The sequence below is a fragment of the Bacillus sp. FJAT-52991 genome, assembly GCF_037201805.1.
Taxonomy (GTDB): Bacteria; Bacillota; Bacilli; order Bacillales; family Domibacillaceae; genus Bacillus_CE; species Bacillus_CE kandeliae.
The window spans coordinates 3,388,072-3,408,375 of sequence record NZ_CP147404.1; the positions used below are offsets into that span (position 1 = coordinate 3,388,072).

General features: G+C 41.7%; 24 protein-coding genes and 1 pseudogene. All 25 read right to left on the bottom strand.

What is annotated here, in order from left to right; all coding sequences use genetic code 11:
* Positions 1-58 precede the first annotated feature (58 nt).
* Positions 59-1,567 carry a F0F1 ATP synthase subunit alpha gene (gene atpA / locus WDJ61_RS17230; RefSeq protein WP_338751980.1) on the bottom strand — a complete coding sequence of 503 codons (1,509 nt, stop codon included), beginning with the start codon at positions 1,565-1,567 and terminating at the stop codon, positions 59-61.
* Between the two features lie 88 nt (positions 1,568-1,655).
* Positions 1,656-2,195: a F0F1 ATP synthase subunit delta gene (locus WDJ61_RS17235; RefSeq protein WP_338751982.1), complete on the bottom strand. Its 540-nt coding sequence runs from the start codon at positions 2,193-2,195 to the stop codon at positions 1,656-1,658.
* Positions 2,192-2,710, bottom strand: coding sequence for a F0F1 ATP synthase subunit B (locus WDJ61_RS17240; RefSeq protein ID WP_338751984.1), 519 nt, complete (start codon positions 2,708-2,710; stop codon positions 2,192-2,194). The genes WDJ61_RS17235 and WDJ61_RS17240 overlap by 4 nt, the downstream gene beginning before the upstream one ends.
* A gap of 292 nt (positions 2,711-3,002) precedes the next feature.
* Complete coding sequence (gene atpE, locus WDJ61_RS17245; protein ID WP_338754829.1) at positions 3,003-3,215, bottom strand: F0F1 ATP synthase subunit C; 213 nt, start codon at positions 3,213-3,215, stop codon at positions 3,003-3,005.
* An 89-nt stretch (positions 3,216-3,304) separates the two neighbouring features.
* Positions 3,305-4,030: a F0F1 ATP synthase subunit A gene (gene atpB / locus WDJ61_RS17250; RefSeq protein ID WP_338751987.1), complete on the bottom strand. Its 726-nt coding sequence runs from the start codon at positions 4,028-4,030 to the stop codon at positions 3,305-3,307.
* Between the two features lie 6 nt (positions 4,031-4,036).
* Positions 4,037-4,423, bottom strand: coding sequence for an ATP synthase subunit I (locus WDJ61_RS17255; protein WP_338751989.1), 387 nt, complete (start codon positions 4,421-4,423; stop codon positions 4,037-4,039).
* Positions 4,424-4,429: 6 nt separating this feature from the next.
* Positions 4,430-4,648, bottom strand: coding sequence for an AtpZ/AtpI family protein (locus WDJ61_RS17260; protein ID WP_338751991.1), 219 nt, complete (start codon positions 4,646-4,648; stop codon positions 4,430-4,432).
* Positions 4,649-4,984: 336 nt separating this feature from the next.
* A complete protein-coding gene (wecB, locus tag WDJ61_RS17265) occupies positions 4,985-6,124 on the bottom strand; it encodes a non-hydrolyzing UDP-N-acetylglucosamine 2-epimerase (RefSeq protein WP_338751993.1) in 1,140 nt (379 codons plus the stop codon).
* Positions 6,125-6,147: 23 nt separating this feature from the next.
* Positions 6,148-6,777, bottom strand: a complete 630-nt coding sequence (gene upp / locus WDJ61_RS17270; protein ID WP_338751995.1) for a uracil phosphoribosyltransferase — start codon at positions 6,775-6,777, stop codon at positions 6,148-6,150.
* Positions 6,778-6,944: 167 nt separating this feature from the next.
* Complete coding sequence (gene glyA / locus WDJ61_RS17275) at positions 6,945-8,180, bottom strand: serine hydroxymethyltransferase (RefSeq protein ID WP_338751997.1); 1,236 nt, start codon at positions 8,178-8,180, stop codon at positions 6,945-6,947.
* Between the two features lie 165 nt (positions 8,181-8,345).
* Positions 8,346-8,918, bottom strand: coding sequence for a TIGR01440 family protein (locus WDJ61_RS17280; RefSeq protein WP_338752000.1), 573 nt, complete (start codon positions 8,916-8,918; stop codon positions 8,346-8,348).
* Between the two features lie 16 nt (positions 8,919-8,934).
* Positions 8,935-9,375 (bottom strand): ribose 5-phosphate isomerase B, encoded by a 441-nt coding sequence (rpiB, locus tag WDJ61_RS17285; RefSeq protein ID WP_338752002.1) that lies wholly within the window; start codon positions 9,373-9,375, stop codon positions 8,935-8,937.
* Between the two features lie 79 nt (positions 9,376-9,454).
* On the bottom strand, positions 9,455-10,402 hold the full coding sequence (locus WDJ61_RS17290) for a methyl-accepting chemotaxis protein (protein WP_413789107.1): 948 nt from the start codon (positions 10,400-10,402) through the stop codon (positions 9,455-9,457).
* Positions 10,394-10,744, bottom strand: a pseudogene (locus WDJ61_RS19165) (HAMP domain-containing protein); the annotation flags it as partial. The pseudogene WDJ61_RS19165 and the gene WDJ61_RS17290, both read right to left, overlap by 9 nt.
* Positions 10,745-10,767: 23 nt before the next feature.
* Entirely contained in the window at positions 10,768-11,208 is a 441-nt protein-coding gene (locus WDJ61_RS17295; RefSeq protein WP_338752006.1) for a low molecular weight protein arginine phosphatase, read from the bottom strand.
* 83 nt (positions 11,209-11,291) lie between these two features.
* Entirely contained in the window at positions 11,292-11,846 is a 555-nt protein-coding gene (locus tag WDJ61_RS17300) for a manganese efflux pump MntP family protein (protein ID WP_338752008.1), read from the bottom strand.
* A 201-nt stretch (positions 11,847-12,047) separates the two neighbouring features.
* Positions 12,048-13,100, bottom strand: coding sequence for an L-threonylcarbamoyladenylate synthase (locus tag WDJ61_RS17305; protein WP_338754830.1), 1,053 nt, complete (start codon positions 13,098-13,100; stop codon positions 12,048-12,050).
* Positions 13,101-13,314: 214 nt separating this feature from the next.
* Positions 13,315-13,986 (bottom strand): stage II sporulation protein R, encoded by a 672-nt coding sequence (gene spoIIR / locus WDJ61_RS17310; protein WP_338752010.1) that lies wholly within the window; start codon positions 13,984-13,986, stop codon positions 13,315-13,317.
* A gap of 60 nt (positions 13,987-14,046) precedes the next feature.
* Complete coding sequence (gene prmC, locus WDJ61_RS17315) at positions 14,047-14,904, bottom strand: peptide chain release factor N(5)-glutamine methyltransferase (RefSeq protein ID WP_338752012.1); 858 nt, start codon at positions 14,902-14,904, stop codon at positions 14,047-14,049.
* 5 nt (positions 14,905-14,909) lie between these two features.
* Positions 14,910-15,980 (bottom strand): peptide chain release factor 1, encoded by a 1,071-nt coding sequence (gene prfA, locus WDJ61_RS17320; RefSeq protein WP_338752014.1) that lies wholly within the window; start codon positions 15,978-15,980, stop codon positions 14,910-14,912.
* 314 nt (positions 15,981-16,294) lie between these two features.
* The gene (locus tag WDJ61_RS17325) at positions 16,295-16,717 is read right to left on the bottom strand and encodes a hypothetical protein (protein WP_338752016.1); all 423 of its coding nucleotides are present in this window, start codon (positions 16,715-16,717) and stop codon (positions 16,295-16,297) included.
* 58 nt (positions 16,718-16,775) lie between these two features.
* Entirely contained in the window at positions 16,776-17,378 is a 603-nt protein-coding gene (locus WDJ61_RS17330) for a thymidine kinase (protein WP_338752018.1), read from the bottom strand.
* Positions 17,379-17,465: 87 nt separating this feature from the next.
* On the bottom strand, positions 17,466-17,669 hold the full coding sequence (gene rpmE, locus WDJ61_RS17335) for a 50S ribosomal protein L31 (protein ID WP_338752020.1): 204 nt from the start codon (positions 17,667-17,669) through the stop codon (positions 17,466-17,468).
* Between the two features lie 136 nt (positions 17,670-17,805).
* Complete coding sequence (gene rho, locus WDJ61_RS17340; RefSeq protein ID WP_338752022.1) at positions 17,806-19,089, bottom strand: transcription termination factor Rho; 1,284 nt, start codon at positions 19,087-19,089, stop codon at positions 17,806-17,808.
* 227 nt (positions 19,090-19,316) lie between these two features.
* A complete protein-coding gene (gene glpX, locus WDJ61_RS17345) occupies positions 19,317-20,282 on the bottom strand; it encodes a class II fructose-bisphosphatase (protein WP_338752024.1) in 966 nt (321 codons plus the stop codon).
* Between the last annotated feature and the right edge of the window lie 22 nt (positions 20,283-20,304).

A 20,304-nucleotide genomic window follows, 5' to 3' on the forward strand; every position in this document is an offset into this window, starting at 1 on the left:
AAGTAATGAAAGGGGGGACCTTTAAAGATCCTTTCCCACTTTCAAAGATTCCGAAAAATTATTCAGATTTCGCAAACGTCTTTTTGAACTCGTTGATTGCTGCTTTCATTTCATCATCAGAAGCAAGCTCTTTCGTTGTGCGAATATGTTCTAACACATTTGTATGGTTGTGATCTAACCAGCTTAATAACTCATCTTCAAAACGGCGAATATCCGTTACAGGAATATCATCTAAGTGGCCGCGTGTTAATGCATAAAGGATAACAACTTGTTTTTCAACCTTAAGTGGTTTGTTCAAGTCTTGCTTTAATACTTCAACTGTACGCGCACCACGGTTTAATTTTGCTTGAGTCGCTTTATCAAGGTCAGAACCGAACTGAGCAAATGCTTCTAGTTCGCGGTATGCTGCTAAGTCTAGACGAAGTGTACCAGCAACCTTCTTCATCGCTTTAATTTGAGCGGATCCACCTACACGAGATACAGAAAGACCGGCATTGATCGCAGGACGTACACCTGAGAAGAATAGGTCAGACTGTAAGAAGATTTGTCCGTCAGTGATTGAGATAACGTTCGTTGGAATGTAAGCAGAGATATCGCCTGCTTGTGTTTCAACGAATGGAAGAGCAGTGATTGAACCTGCACCTAATGTATCATTTAATTTCGCTGCACGCTCTAATAAGCGAGAATGCAAGTAGAAAACGTCACCAGGGTAAGCTTCACGACCTGGAGGACGACGTAATAATAAGGAAAGCTCACGGTATGCTGCTGCTTGTTTTGATAAATCATCATATACAATCAGTACATGTTTTCCGTTGAACATGAATTCTTCACCCATTGTTACCCCAGCATAAGGAGCAAGGAATAACAGTGGAGCTGGTTGTGATGCAGATGCTGTTACTACGATTGTGTAATCTAGTGCACCGTGCTTACGAAGAGTTTCTACCGCATTACGAACAGTAGATTCTTTTTGGCCGATCGCTACATAGATACAAACCATATCTTGATCTTTTTGGTTAAGAATTGTATCGATCGCTACAGATGTTTTACCTGTTTGGCGGTCACCGATGATCAATTCACGTTGTCCACGACCGATTGGTACAAGAGCGTCAATCGCTTTAATACCTGTTTGTAATGGCTCATGAACGGATTTACGATCCATAACCCCTGTTGCTGGGCTTTCGATTGGACGAGTTTTTGTTGTGTTAATTGGGCCAAGACCGTCAACCGGCTGTCCTAGAGAGTTAACAACGCGTCCGATTAATTCTTCTCCTACTGGAACTTCCATGATGCGTCCAGTACGACGAACTTCATCGCCTTCACGAATATCTTTGTAAGGTCCAAGGATAACGATACCTACGTTGTTTTCTTCTAAGTTTTGTGCCATACCCATGACACCAGTTGAGAACTCAAGAAGCTCTCCAGCCATGACGTTGTCGAGGCCATGAGCACGAGCGATACCGTCACCAATTTGGATAACTGTACCAACATCGCTTACTTTCATATCGGACTGGAAGTTTTCAATCTGCTTTTTAATCAGCGCACTGATTTCTTCAGCTTTGATGCTCATGAATTTCACCCCTCATATATTAGTGGTCAATAAGGAATTAATAATCAGCTATTAATTCACTTAGATTAATGACATACGTATTCATATATTAGTTAACAACTAATTGCTTTTCTAGACGATCAAGCTTACCGCGAAGGCTGCCGTCATAAATACGGTTACCGATGCGCACTTTAAGTCCACCTAACAAATTAGCATCAACTTCATTAGTAATCTTTAATGACTGCTTACCAACTTTTTTGGAGAATTGAGCAGAAATTGCTGCTTCTTCCGTCTCAGTTAATGGACGAACAGACACAACTGTTGCTTCTGCCACTCCGCGCTCTTCGTTTGCTAATTGTATGTAAGCATCTACTACATCCGTAATATGCTCTTCACGATGACGCTCGGTTAAAAGCATCAACAGATTCACAGTATAAGATGAAGCATTAGTAAATGCTGACTGCAAAAGAGCTTTCTTTTGCTGGATTGTCATTTTTGGTGATTGTAACAAAGGAAGAAGCTCTTTGCTTTCCGTAAATACGGCTTTCACTACACGAAGTTCTTCTTCAATTGCATCTAGTTGCTTTTGTTCTTTGGCGATTTGGAAAAGAGCTAACGCATAGCGCTTAGCTACTACGGAGTTACTCATCGCTCTTCCCCTGCCTCTTTAATGTACTCGTTGATTAATTTCTCTTGATCCGCTGCGCTCAATTCTTTTTCAATTACTTTAGAAGCAATTAAAACAGAAAGTGAGGCGACTTGTTCGCGAACCGCTGCCAACGCTTGTTCTTTCTGCTGATCGATTTCCATCTTCGCAGACTCTTTCAAACGCTCTGCTTCTGCACGAGCAGCAGCAATAATTTCGTTCTTTTGATCGTCGCCGATTTTCTTCGCATTTTCAATGATTGATTGTGCTTCTTGGCGAGATGCTTTTAATTCAGCACGTGTTTCATCTAATAATTTATTAGCTTCTACACGACTTTTTTCAGCTGATTCGATTTCTGAGGCAATATGTTGTTCACGCTCTTGCATGATCCCCATAAGTGGACCCCAGGCGAATTTTTTAATCAACGCAAGTAAAACGATAAACATCACTAATTGGAACAAAATATCTCCGCCGTTAAAGCCGGTGGATGAACCAAGTACAAATGCGTTTGCTAACACGCCTACTTCACTCCCTTCAAGAGTCTCAATCCCCTCTTAAATCAGAGAAGATTCGATTAAACGAAATGCTTTTTTAAAGATTGAACATAAAGGAATGGCGAAGGTTCGCTTGGAATGATCTTCGCCATTTGGAACAAAATCCCGAAATATAATTTGGCTTCTAGTGTTAAAAATAACACCTTTAGCTGTTTTTATGATCGAGCTTTGACGACCAGACTAATTAACATATACAAAGCTTGCCTATGTAGCAATCTTTCTTATGACAATAGTGAAACAGTCGTTTTTTAAATTATTATTGACCTTGAACCATGAATGCGATAACTACTGCGATGATAGGAATCGCCTCAACTAATGCAACCCCGATAAACATTGTTGTTTGAAGCATACCGCGAGCTTCTGGTTGACGAGCGATACCCTCAACTGTTTTTGAAACGATTAAACCATTACCAATACCTGCACCAAGTGCTGCGAAACCAATTGCAATTGCTGCTGCTAATAGACCAATTGAACCTGTCATTGTAAAATTTCCTCCTTTTAATGTATGAATAAAATATTTTTTACATAGTTCTGTTCATAAAAATGAACTAATTATAATTAATGGTCTTGACTCACTTTGTGGGCCATATAAACCATTGTTAACATAGTAAAGATAAACGCCTGGATTCCGCCGATAAATAATGAGAATCCTTGCCAAGCAAGTGTCGGAATGATAGCGGCAATATGACCGCCTACTCCTGTTGCCAAGCTTCCTGCTAGTAAACCTAACAAAATCTCACCTGCAAAGATGTTTCCGTAAAGCCGGAGACCAAGAGTGAGCGTGTTGGCAAACTCCTCAACGATTTTCAATGGGAATAAGAACCCCATCGGACGGAAGAAACCCTTCCCATATTCGCTGAAGCCTTTCATTTTAATTCCATAATAATGTGTTAAGCCAACAACCATTGCAGCAAGTGTTAATGTAATGACTGGATCTGCTGTTGGCGATTTCCACCAAAGCGTGTCATTATACACAACTGAAAATGGAAGCCCCAAAAAGTTGGATACCGCAACATAAAGGAATATTGTTAATCCAAGGGCATGAAATCGTCCCCCTGTTTTCCAGTCCATATTGCTTTGGATAATCCCTTTTATGAAGTCCATGATCCACTCGAAAAAGTTCTGTAACCCCGTCGGCTTCATGGCTAGCTTTCTTGTAGAGATGACTGCAATAAGAAAGACAATCGCACTAGCCACTGTAATCATCAACATGTTGGCTAAGTTAAATGTCAGTGAAAAGCCATCAAAAACTTCCCATGTAAACGTTGGATTTTTATGATGCAACTTTTTTCACCTCTCTTCCCCGGTTTTATTTATTAAAAAATGAATGAAAAAATCTATCATAATGACAAAATAGGATGTCATTAATCCCAAAACTGTGAAAATAATATGGATGTGCTCAGGGTAGCGTAAGGCAATGAGCGCAGCTAATCCCGCTGAAGCCATTCTAGATAAAGTGCCAAGCGATCTCACTTTCTCACCTTTATCGATGGCATTGCTAAAACGGTTCATTCGATTCACCATTAACCAATGGTTGAAAAAACTTATGCTTGTCCCAAGGATGAGGCCTGCGAATACAGGCTTATAGGGCGTAATTCCCCAGCAGAAGACGAAAATGGAGAGCAAGTAGATTATGTACTTTCGGTGCCTTGAAAATGTGTGCTGGAGTTCCGGCATAACAAATTAATCTCCCGAATTAAAATAGCGGACTGATCGTAACATTAAAAAAATGCCAATGGTTAAACCCAATAGCAGTCCAATAATTAAACAAAGTGGGTCAGTGTTCCATTTTCCGTCAAGCCAGCGTCCAGCAAATATCCCGATGAGGATTGAACCTGTTAACTGTGCTAGAATGGAACTGTACAAGGCCATTGCTCGAAAAGGGCTTTTTCGACTTGTCATGCGAAAACACCTCAGCTCTAGAATGGTTTCTTGACATTACAAAAACGATTACAAAGTTAGTTCCTTACCCTTTGTTAGCATACAATAGGGGTTTTTCAATGTCAATGTGTTTAGAGTGAAAAAGATCACAATTTGTAACGAAATTTTCACAAAATGATCAAAAAATAGGGATTATTATAAGATTTTCTTATAATATAGAAGAAACGTGACTTTTTTCCTCGCATCTGATCGAGGAATTCTAACAATCTATCGGGGAAAAGCGACCTTTTTCAGCATTCCTCACAAACAATGATAAAAGCGACGTCAACTAGGTTGAGGTCGCTTTTATCTAGATACTTAGAATCGTTCAGGCTTTTGATCAGTTGCTTTAAAGTGGTAGCGAATCGATTCGCAAATGCGGCGAGATGCTTCTCCATCGCCATATGGGTTAGAGGCTTTCGCCATTTTCTCGTATTCGACTTTGTTTGTTAATAGTTCCGTCGCTAATTCGTAAATCGTTTCTTCTTCAACACCTGCAAGCTTTAATGTACCTGCTTCGATTCCTTCAGGACGCTCGGTTGTGTCGCGCAATACGAGCACCGGTACACCAAGTGATGGCGCTTCTTCTTGCACTCCGCCAGAATCGGTTAAAATCAGGTGTGCTCTCGATGCAAAGTTATGGAAATCAATCACATCAAGTGGTTCAATTAAGTGAATACGCGGATCATTGCCAAGGATTTCATCAGCAATTTCACGAACCGCTGGATTCAAATGAACAGGATACACGACTTGAATATCACTATTTTCTTGAACAAGGCGCTTAATTGCTGAGAACATATTGCGCATCGGTTGTCCAAGGTTTTCACGACGGTGAGCGGTCATTAACACCAGACGGTCATTACCAATACGCTCCAGCACTTCGTGGCTGTATTCTTCTTTCACCGTTGTTTTCAACGCATCAATCGCTGTGTTTCCTGTGACGAAAATCGCTTCTGCTTTCTTGTCTTCATTTAGCAAATTGCGTTCTGCTTGATCGGTTGGTGAGAAATGAAGGTCAGCGATAACACCTGTTAGTTGACGATTCATTTCCTCTGGGAATGGAGAATACTTATTCCAAGTACGCAAGCCTGCTTCCACATGACCAACAGCAATTTGATTGTAAAAAGCAGCTAAGCTCGCGATGAAAGTTGTCGTTGTGTCACCATGAACAAGTACGATATCTGGCTTCACTTCCTTCATGACGCGATCCAAACCTTCTAACCCTCGCGTCGTCACGTCAATGAGTGTTTGGCGATCTTTCATGATATTTAAGTCATAGTCAGGTTGTACGTTAAAGATTTCAAGAACTTGGTCAAGCATTTGACGATGTTGCGCGGTTACGGTCACAATCGACTCAAAATGTTCCGGGTATTTTTGCAATTCAAGAACAAGCGGCGCCATCTTAATTGCTTCCGGTCGCGTGCCAAAAATCGTCATCACTTTAATTGGGCGATTCATTATCTATGTACCTACCTTTTTCCTTATTTTGTTCCGAACAGACGGTCTCCCGCATCACCTAGACCTGGTACAATATAGCCTTTTTCATTCAACTTCTCATCTAAAGCGGCGATATAAATATCTACATCTGGATGTGCTTCTTTCATCGCCTCTACTCCTTCAGGGGCAGCAACTAAGCACATAAACTTCACGTTTTTCGCACCGCGCTTCTTTAAAGAGTTAATCGCTTCGACAGCGGAACCCCCTGTAGCAAGCATCGGATCTACAACGATAAAGTCACGCTCTTCTACATCGGATGGAAGCTTCACATAATATTCAATCGGCGTTAATGTTTCTGGATCACGGTACAAGCCAACATGTCCTACTTTAGCCGCAGGAATTAATTTTAACACTCCTTCAACCATACCAATACCCGCACGTAAAATCGGCACGATCCCTAATTTTTTACCTGCTAGCACTTTCGTATTGGCTTCGCATACAGGTGTTTCGATACTTACTTCCTGCAAAGGCAAGTCACGTGTAATTTCAAACGCCATAAGCGTCGCAATCTCGTCCACAAGCTCACGAAATTCTTTTGTTCCTGTATTTTTATCACGAATCATTGTTAATTTGTGTTGAATTAATGGATGGTCAAACACATATACTTTTGCCAAAGTAATCGCTCCCTTATCTTTATGTATCTTATGTTTTCACAAAAATGCTCACTTAGCCACTATCACGCTAACGGCAAAAAAACGCATAGGCAACGGACAGCGTTTATACATTTTTCATTAATTATAGTACAAAAAAACACCCGAGTAAAACCGGGTGCTTAAAGTGTTTAATTATATAATGGATATTTCGCCGTTAAATCTGCTACACGCTGGCTAGATTTTTGTAGTGTCGCTTCATCTTCATGATTTTTCAATGTGTCAGCGATAATAGAAGCTACTTCGTCCATTGCTTCTAAATCAAAGCCGCGAGAAGTCACCGCCGCTGTTCCGATACGAATACCGCTTGTGACAAACGGGCTTTCCGGATCGAATGGGATCGTGTTTTTATTCGCTGTGATGCCGACTTCATCAAGTACATGTTCAGCTACTTTTCCTGTTAAACCAAGAGATTGAAGGTCGATTAATAAAAGGTGGTTATCTGTACCACCTGATACAAGATTGATGCCTTCTTTTGCTAATCCTTCGCCTAGACGTTTCGCATTGTCGATAATATTTTGAGCATACTCTTTAAAGCTTGGATCAAGCGCTTCACCAAACGCTACAGCTTTAGCCGAGATGACATGCATAAGTGGACCACCTTGGATACCAGGGAAAATCGATTTGTCAATTTTCTTCGCAAACTCTTCTTTACAAAGAATCATACCGCCGCGAGGCCCGCGAAGTGTTTTATGAGTTGTTGTTGTCACGAAATCTGCATATGGCACTGGATTTTGGTGAAGACCCGCTGCAACGAGACCAGCAATGTGAGCCATATCGACCATTAAGTATGCGCCTACTTCATCAGCGATTTCACGGAATTTCGCGAAATCAATCGCACGCGGATAAGCACTCGCACCAGCGACGATTAATTTCGGCTTATTGTCGATTGCTTTTTGACGCACATCTTCATAATCGATCATTTGTGTTTCTTTATCAACGCCATATTCGATGAAATTGTATTGTACGCCGCTGAAGTTCACTGGGCTACCATGCGTTAAATGACCACCGTGAGAAAGGTTCATTCCTAGAACCGTATCGCCATGTTCTAAAATAGTGAAATAAACAGCCATGTTCGCTTGTGCACCAGAGTGAGGCTGCACGTTCGCATGCTCAGCACCGAAAATTTCTTTCGCACGGTCACGCGCTAAATTTTCCACGACATCAACATGCTCACAACCGCCGTAATAGCGCTTTGCAGGATAACCTTCCGCATATTTATTCGTTAATACTGAACCTTGAGCTTCCATAACTGCTTCACTAACAAAGTTTTCAGAAGCAATTAACTCGATTTTCGTTTGTTGACGTTTTAATTCATCTTGGATCGCTGCAAAAACTGCTGAATCTTGAACTTGAAGTTTGCTCATTTTCAATCCCCTTCCGAGTATAGGACTTATTTTTCAACTTTATGTAGTTCTAATTTTAAAAATTCTCTTACATTCTACCACGTTTCTTCAATCTTTCAAATGAATTAACGAATTTTTTATAAAAAAAAACCGACTTTCTAACAAAAAGCCGGTTATTTCTTAACATTAACTAGTACAATTTTCATTTATATTCGTTTTTTCATAAACCGCTCGAGCGCCACCAATTAGCTTCGGCCGCGTTTTTGCCATTGTGACGTGGGCATGTCCTACTTGTTTCACACTTGTACGCAGCGGAACGGCCACATGCTTTAAATGCATCCCAATCAACGTATCGCCAATATCGATTCCAGCATCTGCTTTCATATATTCGACAACCGCGCTGTTAAGGTTTTGTGCATAAGCATACGCAGCCATTGAGCCACCTGCTTGCCGAACAGGTATGACCGCTACCTCTTCAAGACCTAAACGGTCAATTAGCTCACGATCGATCACTAGTGCACGGTTTAAATGTTCACAGCATTGAAAAGCAAGATGAACACCACGCTTTTCTGCCCATGTTTTGACTTGACGATACACCATTTCGGCAATGTCTAATGTACCTGCTGTGCCAATGGTCTGCCCAGCGATTTCAGAAGTCGAACAGCCAATTACAACAATTTGACCTTGGTGAAGATCGGCCTGCTGCTGAAACTCTTGTAAAAGTCGGTTCAAATCTTGTTCCCACTCTTTTAATAACACAGGTCTTCACCTCGTCTTATTGTTGTTCGTACGCTTTAATTTTGCCGACGCGATTTTCGTGACGACCACCTTCATAATCAGTCGTTAACCAAACTTTCGCGATTTCACGAGCCACCCCAGGACCAATCACGCGTTCTCCCATTGCCAGCATATTGCTGTCGTTATGCTCTCTCGTCGCTTTGGCACTAAATAAATCATGAACAAGCGCACAGCGAATGCCTTTTACTTTATTCGCTGCAATGCTCATACCAATTCCTGTCCCACAAATTAAAATGCCGCGGTCAAATTCACCGTTTGCTACTTTTTCCGCCACTGGAAGTGCATAATCTGGGTAATCAACAGATGTCCCACATTCACAGCCAAAATCCTCAAATTCAATGCCAAGCTCTTCTAATAAACTCTTTATTTCCTCGCGAATATTTACTCCGCCATGATCCGAAGCAATAGCTACTTTCATTTATATAATCCCCTTTCTAATAAATACTTTCTGTTATTGTGTCACAGAACGATATCTCGAGCAAGCGGCCGACACTTGGCTATAAACGAAAACGAGTGATCGTTGACTTTAATTCATCCGCTTGTGTTTTCAACTGAAGGATGGCTTCTTCGATATGGTTCATCACTTTCGTTTGATCTTTTGTCACACGCGTCACTTCTAATGCACCTGCTGAGGTTTCTTCCGCAATAGCAGCTACTTCTTGCGACTGTCTAGATGCCAATTCAATACTGTCCATTTGCTGATCAACTAAAGCAGAAATCGTATGGACATCCTCTGCCACGACAAGAATTTTATCCGTCATCATTTCAATCGCTGAGTTCGCCTCTGATCCCTTCTGAACTTCATTGTTCACACTTTCAACTTGAGAAGAAATATGCTGCACCACTTGATCAACTTCTCGCTGCATTTGTTGAATAAGCTCCGAAATCCCTTGAACAGCTGTGCTACTTTCATCTGCTAGTTTGCGAACTTCCTCTGCAACGACCGCAAAGCCTTTTCCGTGCTCACCCGCGCGCGCCGCTTCAATCGAAGCATTTAATGCGAGTAAATTCGTTTGCGCTGCAATAGCTCCCACTAGTTGAATAACATTTCCCACTTTATGAGCATTTTCTTCTAGTCCTCGAACCGCCTGCAAGGAATGTTTGTTCTCAGAAGATAACCGTTCCATCCCTGAAATGAGCGACTGAAATACGTCTCTACTTTCTTGAAGATCACGAACCATTTCTTCCGCCTGAACGGCTGATGTTTTCGCTTTTCTTTGCACCTCACCTGCTAAATGAGTCACATCTTCTACTGATTCCGCTGTTGATTGAATAGCGACAGCCGAATTTTCTGCCCCAGCTGAAATCTCATCTACTGTTCGGAAAATGTCTTCCGCCTTTTGTGAAGCTGTCGCCGCTTCACTTGAAATTCGTTGTACACTTTCGTTCGTCAATGAAAAATTATTATCAATACTATGAACCATCTCTCTTAAATTAGAGAGCATCTTATTAAAGGCTTGAGCTAACGAACGGATTTCGTCTTGACCATTTGGTAATTCCACATCTTTTTCAATATTTCCTGTCGCCGCTTCAAGTGCAGCTGCTTCTAATCGTTGCAACGGCTTAACAAAATAGCCCCCCACGATATAAGCTAGAATACCAGACCACATGATCCCCATTAACAAAGTAACGATCGTAAATAGCACTTCGTTTATTTTGGAAAAAAACATCGGATATAAGTAATAAATAAAAAAACCGCTTGTTGAATAAGTGATAATTGCTAAAGCAGTAATGATCAACACAAATTTCTTCCTTATTCCAAATGATGCTTGAGTATAATTTTCCATAGTTTCCCCTTCCTATATGAACACTATTCTAGCTCGTTGGGCAGACTTTCAATGAATTGATCGATCAATTGCTCTAACTCGTTATATGTGCCACGATAATCTTCAAGTGAACCACCGAATGGATCTTGAACATCAGCTAAGTTTCCGGTTACATATCGTTTGAACACATAAGTTTTTGCCGTTGACTCCGGAAATTGAGAGACAAGCATATGTTCATGAGAAGCTGTCATTGTCAAAATAATATCAGCCCAATGAACTAATTCTTTAGATATTGATTGGGAAATATGATCGATTGGAATATTCCCCTCCTCTAACACACGTCTCGCCTGTTCAGACGCCAGGCTGCCATCAGCAGCAAAAATCCCTGCTGATTTCACTTTCCATTGAGGACGCTTATGTTTCAGCAACGCTTCAGCCATCGGACTTCTACACGTATTTCCGGTGCATATAAATAAAACCTTCAACTCTTTACCTCCCTCTTAAATATCTTTTATCCTATTATATAAGATTTCTTACTAAGAGGGAAAAAAGATCTAAGTTTCTTTTATTAAATCGGAAATAGTAATTTAATACCAAATATGAATAACACGCATCCGCCGAACGCTTCACTATATGGACCAAGTAGCCCTCTTGTTTTTTTGCCTACTAATAATCCACTCCAAGTTAATACAGCCGCAATCCCTCCAAAAAGAGATAGCACAAGGACAGCTCTCGCCCCGTAAATCCCGAAAGTTAAACCGGCCGAAAAGCTATCAAGACTAACAACGATCGTAAATAAAAATAAACTCCATCCAGAAGGAATCAATCGCTCCGACTCTTCCTCCTTTACTACCGAAACAATCATTTGAATACCGGCTATAATTAATAAAATCCCCCCAATGGTATTGGCGATTTCTCCAAAAACATTCGATAACATTCTTCCTGCTACCATCCCTATAAGCGGAAATCCAACATGTAATATCCCAACGATTAAGCCTATGTAAAAGATCCGCTTCAGTCTAATTGGTGCCATACCAAGGCTTAAGCTAGCCGAAAACGCATCCATCCCTAAAGCCAATGCCATCATGGTTAATGTGAAAATCTCACCCATTCTTTCATTCACTTCCTTCTCTTTTAGACATGCCTTTTTCAAACATATGCAAGCGCGAAAGAGAATTGCACTATCTTTAGGTGAGATTATCTCTTTTTTTACATCAAAAGGGGTCTGACACCGAACAACCATATTTAACTTCTAAAGAGAATCTCCCCCTCTCGATGTAAATATGATTTCAGGTACCAGACCCCTGTCACAACAGCTATCAGGTCAGCTTTCTTTTTGTTTTCGCCACTGGTGAGAAGCGGCTTTTTCTAATCGATTCATAATCGCGAGCCCAACGCCTTCGTATGGAAAGACCTCTGAAAAAATGATATCAACATCAGCTTCATTGAAAGCACGTAGGACATCATACAGAGAGTGGGCAATCGTCGTTAAATCCGCTCGATTTCCGCACGGCAAAATCACATCTGCCTTGTAGAAGGTTGTTGCTTCTTCCGTTGTTAACAGTCCGACTTTTTTGCCTTGCGCCCGCTCTTGATCGATCTGTTGCTGCAACCATTCTCGACTACCGTCTAATAAAATCATCGGTGCATTCGGGGCATAATGCTTATACTTCATCCCCGGAGACTTAGGCTGCTCGTTGGCATTTTTTAAAGCTGGATCAAGCGTCACTTCTCCAACCACCGCTTCAAGCTCTTCTTTTGTAATCCCACCTGGTCGCAAAATGACCGGAATGTCCGTTGTACAATCAACGACCGTCGATTCCACACCAACACCCGTTTCGCCACCATCAAGAATCCCAGCCACTTTACCATTGAGATCATCCAACACATGCTTCGCTGAAGTCGGGCTTGGTTTACCCGAGCAATTGGCACTCGGAGCGGCTAATGGCAATTGAGATTCGCGAATCAGCCTCAAGGCCAGCGGATGGTCCGGCACCCGAATCGCTACAGTGTCTAATCCAGCGGTTACGTTATCAGCCAGCATTCCTTGTTTTTTCTTAAAAATGATCGTCAATGGTCCAGGCCAAAAAGCAGTCATCAGCTTCTCCGCTTGATTTGGTATTTGCTCAACTAGCTGCTTCAATTGCTGCTGGTCAGCAATGTGGACAATGAGTGGATTGTCACTCGGTCTGCCCTTTGCTACAAAAATTTTAGCAGTGGCTTCATTCGAACAGGCATTAGCACCTAGGCCATATACCGTTTCTGTCGGGAAAGCCACGACTTCATTGTTTGTTAATAACTCAGCTGCTTCTTTCACTTGTGGATAATTACGAACGTCATCCACATTTTTATCCACAGTCCAATAGATTGTTTTCATTCCGCTCACCTTTTTCATTTCTGCATTTTCCGCCATATTTCTCACCTTCTATTCACAAACTCATTGAAGTTACCCACAAACTGTGCATAATTACTTATGAAATGTTGATAACTCTGTGGACAAATGTGGATAGTTTTCTGAAAAATAATAAAATTACTCTTCTTTCTATCAACATGTGAATAACTTCTTGGAGAAATTCGTCGATTTTTCCCCGTTACTTTTCGTCTTTAAACATTTCGACAATCATAAATTTTATTTTTGGTGTTTCTGTTTCCCCCTCGGCATACACCGGCTCAACTTCTTCTGTTTCTTCTTCAACTTCTTCTGTTGCGGAAGGTTCGACATTTTTTTCTAGCTCTACTGGTTCTTCTACACCAGGACTAACGGCCATCCCATTTGAAAAGTCCACAAAGCAAAGCGGTGGATATAGGACACACCACCAATTCGCCCCCTGCCCTTCACCAATCGTAATAATAATCGCTTCGTATTCTCCTGCTGGGTATAAAAAATTGCCATATAATTTCGTTGGAAACTTCGCTTGACCAAATTCTACTTTGATCGCTTCCTTTGACCCTTCTTTTTGTGCTCTTTTTAATGCAATCTTTTGTATTTCAGGAAGCTTTTCTTTTAACAATTGCCGTGCTTTTGGTAGAGACTCTAGATCCGCTACCCATTTGGTGATTTCTTTATTTACATCGTCTCTAATCTTTCTTTTTAACTGCTGATCTTCGTCATTATCGCTATTGGCTAAAATTCTAAGCCGAATGGCTTCCTTTGGAATAATGATCGTTTCATCCGCTTGAGCGGCTTGCTCTGGTATATATAAACTGACAATCGTAGCAATGGATAATGTGAATAAATAAAGTCCAGCTAATAATTTGTTCATCGTTTTCCCCTCCTGTCCATCATTCTGTCCAGGTTAGGAAAAACTTAAACAATGTATCTATCACATTTGTAAAAATACCATTCGATCTTTGCCATTGATATCATATTCGATTCGAACAGACGCTTGTGAAAATGCTTGTTGCAGCAGCTGTTGCACTGCTTCTCCTTGTCCAACCCCTACTTCAAAGCCAACTATCGCCCTGTCTTTTAACACTTGCGGAAGCTGTTCACAAAAACGACGATACAAATCCAGCCCATCTTCTCCCCCAAACAAAGCGAGATGAGGCTCATGATCCACAACGACTGTGGATAACTCAACTTTATCCGTAAGCGGAATATACGGTGGATTAGATAATAAAATATCTAATTGGATGCCCGCTTCAATGAGCGGCTGCAATAAATCACCATGCAGCCAGTTCACATCGGCTTGCAGTGATTCACCGTTTGCTTTCGCTGTTTCGAGCGCTTTTTCTGATAAATCTACTGCATAAACCGTCAGATCTGGTTGTTCTAGCTTCATCGTAATCGCAATAATGCCACTGCCTGTACCGATATCAGCCATCGTTAATGGTTCGTTTTTCGGAAAATATTGCTTGATTCCATTCAATGCATGCCACACTAGCTCCTCTGTTTCAGGCCGAGGAATCAGTACATGAGGATTCACCCGAAATGTTTTACCGTAAAAATCCTCCGTCCCGATCATATGCTGAATAGGCACGCCTTGTGCATGCTTCCTAACTTTTTCTACCCATTGCTCCTGCTGCTGCTCAGTTAATTGTAAGTGCAAGTTCGCCAAAAGCTCTGACCGACTCATGTTTAACACATGCTGCAAAAGAATTTCACCCGCGTTAGCATCCCGCTTATGCTCCGTTAAAAAAGAAGAAGCCCAATTGAGGGCTTCGTATACTTTTTTTGTCAAGGGTTCTATTCCTCTAAATTTTCAAGCTTGGACGACTGCTCTTCCATAATTAATGCATTAAGCACTTCGTCTAGCTTGCCTTCTAAAATTTGATCTAGCTTTTGAATCGTTAAGCCGATTCGATGATCCGTCACACGATTTTGCGGGAAATTATACGTGCGAATACGTTCGGAACGATCACCGGAACCAACAGCAGATTTACGTTGAGCATCGTATTCCGCTTGAGCTTCCTGTTGAAACTTATCATACACTCGGGCACGAAGGACTTTCATCGCCTTCTCTTTATTTTTGATTTGTGATTTTTCATCCTGACAAGACACAACCGTACCTGTCGGAAGATGCGTTAAGCGAACAGCGGACATCGTTGTATTTACACTTTGTCCCCCCGGTCCACTCGATGCGAATGTATCGACGCGAATATCTTTTTCATGAATCTCTACTTCCACATCTTCCGCTTCCGGCAAACAAGCAACCGTCGCTGTAGATGTATGAATACGTCCGCCTGATTCTGTTTCTGGTACACGCTGCACACGATGCGCACCATTTTCAAACTTCATTTTTGAAAAAGCGCCGTTTCCGTTAATCATAAAAATAATCTCTTTATAACCACCCAATCCAGTCGGGCTCGCGTCAATTACTTCTGTTTTCCAACCTTGCGTCTCAGCATAACGGCTATACATCCGATACAAAGTCCCAGCAAATAACGCTGCTTCATCACCACCGGCCGCTCCACGAATCTCCATAATAACGTTTTTGTCATCATTCGGATCTTTCGGGATCAGCAAAATCTTCAATCGCTCTTCATATACTTCTAGGCGACCCTCTAGCTCATGCATTTCCTCTTTCACCATGTCGCGCATGTCAGCATCCAGCTTCTCTTCAAGCATCGCCTTCGCATCTTGATACTGCGACTTTGCTTCCTTATACTCACGATATACTTCAACCGTTTCTTGAATATCCGATTGTTCCTTAGAATAATCTCTTAGCTTCTTCGGATCATTCACAATCTCCGGATCACTCAAAAGCTCATTTAACTTATCATAACGGTCCTCAACCGCCTGCAACCGATCAAACATAACGTCACCTCAACTATTCGTCCATAATGTTACTATTATATAATATCAAAAAAAACAGGACAATACGAAAAGCGAAGCCGACTGATTGGGAGTGTTTCGCGACTGATTTCGGAGAATCCCCGCCTAATTCGGAGTGATTGGCGACTGATTTTCTCACATCTCCGACTAAAAAGGGAGATTGACCGACTGATCCCCCCATCCGATAGAAAAAAGGGCCACCTATAAGCCGAACAATCGACTTATAAGACAGCCTCGAAGATTTATTTTATCCCGCATTAACGGGCTATAAGAACCCCACTGATTGAAGTTTCACTTTATTTTATGTTCATGTCGATTTTGTATCTTGACAAGGCAGCGACTAGTTTTTCATAGGCTTCTCTTGCTTCGGCGTCTGTGTAGTGACGGCCTTGTTTTTCATGAACGGTGACTTGCATATTATTGCCGTTGATCCATACTGATCCCGGCTCGTATGGAGTGAAACGCCTGATGACATCTCGGGCGTGGTCAATATCTGTACCGCGCGTTGGCTGGTCTGAAGATAAATCAAGAAAATTAGGATTTTGATTCGTGTTAATTGGTACATCTTGCTTCGCTTCATCTGCGCGTGTTTGTGTCAAATTATCGGGGGCAAAATCGTTTCCATGCTGATTTTCATCCCAGCTTTCCTGAGAAGCTTCTTTATCTCCACACGCTCCTAAGGCAAATGTTAGCAATATGGCCATTAGAAAAAAACGCATAAAAAACCTCCTTTACGTGTAGGTTGACCTGTTTAAAGGAGGTTTATCCGACTTCTAATTATTTTTTCTCTAAGTGATGAATAGCCATGTTAGGCACTTCATGGTGATGACGACAACGTGGTTCATAACTCTCGGATGCACCAACTAAAATGATCGGATCATCATATTTAGCAGGTTGTCCATTGATCAGACGTTGCGTGCGACTTGCAGGAGATCCACAAACAGCACAAACAGCTTGCAATTTCGTCACAAGCTCTGCCGCTGCCATTAAGGCTGGCATCGGACCAAACGGTTCGCCTCGAAAATCTTGATCCAGCCCAGCTAAGACCACTCGATGTCCTCGATCAGCCAACGTTTGCGCCACATTCGTAATATCATCATCAAAAAATTGGGCTTCATCTATCGCTACTATATCTACATCAGGCGTGACTTCCGCCAAAATTGTCGCGCTGCTTTGAATCGGTTTGGCAATCACGGATGATCCATTGTGAGAAACAACAGATTCCTCGCTATAACGATTGTCAATGACTGGTTTAAACACCATAATCGTTTGCTTAGCAAATTGGGCACGACGGACACGGCGAATGAGCTCCTCCGATTTCCCTGAGAACATGCTGCCACAAATGACTTCTAACCATCCAGTTTGTTTCATTACATACATGAAAGAAAACCCTCACTTCCATCAATAAAAGTACAAAAAAAAGGCAAGCAGTTAATTGTTAACTCCTCGCCTGTCTTTTTCATTTCATTAGTTCTTGATACCGTATTTTTTGTTGAAACGGTCAACACGTCCGCCTGCATCAGCGAATTTTTGACGACCAGTGTAGAATGGATGGCACGCAGAGCAAACCTCAACTTTGATTTCCTCGTTTACAGAACCAGTTTCAAACTCGTTCCCGCATGCACATTTTACCATTGCTTTTTTGTAATTTGGGTGAATTCCTGCTTTCATTCTTGTCATCTCCTTCCGCCCTGAATCATTTCGAAACAGAGTAAGTATATACGAAGTACGGCTAAAAAACACCGAACTTAATTACTAAACATACCTCAACATTATAACAAGCCTATAAATAAAAATCAATTAGGAATTATAAAATTCGTTTTGATGGTCCGTTCGTTTTAATTTCCGAAATAAGCTGCTCAATGAAATCTGTATTTGATTTCGTCTGGCGTAATCGACGAAGGAATTTTTCTGCAAGATCCGGTGAATCGGACATCGTTTTACGAATCGACCAAATCATTTCAAGCTGTCCTTTTTCGATGAGCAATTCCTCTTTACGCGTACCTGAACGCTTAATGTCAATCGCTGGGAAGATACGGCGTTCAGCAAGTGAACGATCGAGATGAAGCTCCATATTTCCGGTTCCTTTAAACTCTTCATAGATGACATCATCCATACGGGAGCCTGTATCGACAAGGGCTGTTGCTAAAATGGTTAAGCTGCCGCCCTCTTCAATATTACGGGCTGCACCGAAAAAGCGTTTCGGACGGTGGAAAGCAGCTGGATCAATCCCCCCAGATAGTGTTCGTCCGCTTGGAGGAATGACAAGGTTATACGCACGAGCCAGTCTTGTAATGCTATCCATTAAAATAATGACATCACGCTTATGTTCCACCAGACGCATCGCACGCTCTAACACAAGCTCAGCGACTTTAATATGGTTTTCTGGCACTTCATCAAATGTGGAGCTGACGACTTCTGCTTGAACTGAACGCTCAATATCCGTCACCTCTTCTGGACGCTCGTCAATTAAAAGAACGATGAGCTCTGATTCCGGGTGATTCGTTGTAATGGAATTGGCAATTTCTTTTAATAACATCGTTTTCCCGGCTTTTGGCGGGGCAACAATTAATCCACGTTGACCAAAGCCAACAGGTGAAATTAAATCCATAATTCGAGTAGAGAGATTTTTAGGGTTCGTTTCGAGTAAGATTTGACGATCCGGATATAAAGGAGTCAATGCTGGGAAATGGACACGCTCTTTTGCTGTTTCCGGATCATCACCATTAACCGCTTCTACATGAAGAAGACCATAATAGCGCTCATTTTCTTTAGGAGGTCGTACCTTTCCAGATACTTTATCGCCATTTCTTAAGTCAAAGCGGCGAATTTGAGAAGCAGAGATATAAATATCTTCGGAGCTAGGTGAATAATTGATTGGACGCAAGAAGCCGAAACCTTCTGATTGAATAATTTCTAAAACGCCTTCCATGAAGAAATAGCCTTGTTCTTCTGCACGAGCTTTTAAAATCGCGAAAATCAACTCTTTTTTTGTTAATTTACTATAATAAGAAATTTTGTATGTACGTGCAAGTTCATAAAGCTCTTTCAGCTTCAAATTTTCTAAATACGATATTGTTAATTCTTCCATTTTGGCACCACACTTTAGTTTAAATTCTCCCCTATAATCATAGAGAGCCGTTCTTATCAAAGCATACCTATTTTAACTGTTAGGGATGACTGAATCAATAAATAAATAAGTTGTAAAGGAAGGAAAAGTTGCACACGCGGTTGCTTACTTGTAGTAATGATCGTGGGTTACAAAAAACGAAACAGCAGAAACAGGCGAGTTCCCCTGTTTCTACTGTTCGATTGCTATTAAGGTTTAATAACTAAGTTCGGTTTCTTACTTAAACTATGGCGACCATCGACAAAACGAACCGTACCAGATTTCGCTCTCATAACGAGCGACTGAGTCTCTCCATAAGATCCTTTGAATTGAACGCCGCGCATTAATTCACCATCTGTGACACCTGTTGCAGCAAAGATAGCATCGTCACCACGAACAAGATCTTCCATAAGAAGTACTTTATTCAAATCCAGTCCCATTCCTTCACAGCGTTTCACTTCCGCTTCATCTTGTGGAAGCAAACGTCCTTGGAGTTCTCCTCCAAGACATTTTAAAGCGACAGCTGCAATAACGCCTTCTGGAGCTCCGCCAGAACCGAATAAAATATCTACACCCGTTTTATCAAATGCCGTATTAATCGCACCCGCTACATCACCATCATTAATCAATTTAATGCGAGCACCTGCCTCGCGCAACTGAGCAATGATTTCTGCATGACGCGGACGATTTAATACAGTAGCCACAACATCTTGAATGTCTTTATTTTTTGCTTTTGCGACAGCTTTTAAATTATCAAGCACCGACGCATTAATATCAATTTGACCAACCGCTTCAGGTCCAACCGCGATTTTGTCCATATACATATCTGGTGCATGCAGAAGATTGCCGTGATCAGCTACAGCTAGTACAGCTAATGCATTCCAACCACCTGATGCCACAATATTTGTTCCTTCCAGGGGATCAACAGCTACATCCACTCTCGGACCGTAGCCAGTACCAAGCTTTTCTCCGATATATAGCATTGGAGCCTCGTCCATCTCACCTTCACCGATGACCACTGTTCCTTTCATCGGGATCGTATCGAACACATCACGCATCGCAGAGGTTGCCGCATCGTCCGCCTCATTTTTCTTTCCTCGTCCCATCCAGCGAGCGGAAGCTAAAGCTGCGGCCTCCGTTACACGGACAAGCTCCATTGATAAACTTCTTTCCATTTTGGTTTTCCTCCTGTATTAC